Annotated in this window: 1 protein-coding gene; it reads left to right on the top strand. The window is 63.0% G+C overall.

The features are described 5' to 3' along the window. Positions 1 to 89: 89 nt before the first annotated feature. On the top strand, positions 90 to 1,268 hold the full coding sequence (locus AC066Y_RS43200; protein WP_478279131.1) for an IS481 family transposase: 1,179 nt from the start codon (positions 90 to 92) through the stop codon (positions 1,266 to 1,268). Positions 1,269 to 1,271 lie beyond the last annotated feature (3 nt).

The raw sequence follows: 1,271 nt of genomic DNA, 5'->3' as shown, positions 1-1,271 counted from the left end.
TGTTTAGACCGGACAGATCACTGACAGGTGTTCGGAGACATAGCTGACACGTCAAAATTGGCTGGATTGGTCGATTCGGGAGGCCGTCCATGCCGTGGAGCGAGGTGTCAGTGATGGATCAGCGACGAGAGTTTGTGCGGCTGGCTCTGCAGGAGGGGGCGAACCGGCGAGAACTGTGCCGGCGCTTCGGGATCAGTCCTGATGTCGGCTACAAGTGGCTGAGGCGATGGCAGGCTGGCGATCGAGAGCTGGCCAATCAGTCCCGTCGACCGAAGACGATGCCCAAGCGCAGCGCGACCGCGCTGGAGGCGCAGGTGGTGGCGGTCCGCGACAAGCATCCGGCCTGGGGAGCGCGCAAGATCGCCCATTGCCTGAAGCGGGACGGACAGACTGTGCCGGTGGCTTCCACGGTGCATCGGATCCTGTGCCGGCACGAGCGGATCAAGCCGAGCGAGAAGGCGCCGTCCAGTCCGCCAGGCCATCGCTTTGAGAAGGAGGCGCCCAATCAGCTGTGGCAGATGGACTTCAAGGGCCATATGCCTCTCTGCAACGGGACGCGCTGCCATCCGCTGACCATGGTGGACGATCACTCGCGCTATGCGCTGTGCCTGAAGGCATGCGCCAATGAGCAGCGCCCCAACGTGCAGAAGCATCTGACCGATACCTTTCGCCGCTATGGCCTCCCGGACGCCTTCTACATCGACAACGGCTCGCCCTGGGGCGATACGTCCGGCGCTCGCTGGACCGCGCTAAAGGTCTGGCTGCTCAAGCTCGGCATCCGCGTGGTCCATGCCAGGCCGCGTCACCCGCAGGGCCGCGGCAAGAACGAGCGCTTCCATCGCAGCTTGAACGCGGAAGTGTTTGCCCTGCGCTCGTTCCGCACTTTGTCGGAAGTCCAGCGCGTCCTGGATAGCTGGCGCACACTCTACAACTTGGAGCGGCCCCACGAGGGGCTCGGCATGGCCGTCCCAGCCGACCGCTACCGGCCAAGTTCGCGCGCGATGCCGAACCGCATTCCGAAGGTCGAATACAATACCGGAGAGATCGTTCGCACCGTCTCCTCGACACGGAGCTACGTCGCCTTCCAGGGACAGATGTGGAAAGTCCCGCAAGCCTTCTGCGGCGAGCGCCTTGCGATCAGGCCGCTCGATCGCGACGGCAACTACGGAATCTTCTTCGCTAGCTGGCAGGTCGCATCAATCGACTTGACCAATGGCGAACCTGTCAGTGATGTGTCGGAACAGGTGTCAGCCATGTCTCCGGTCTAAACA

Source organism: Bradyrhizobium sp. USDA3010 (assembly GCF_056429065.1).
The sequence above is the reverse complement of the archived record's forward strand: the minus strand, read 5'-3'. Positions and strand labels throughout refer to the sequence as shown.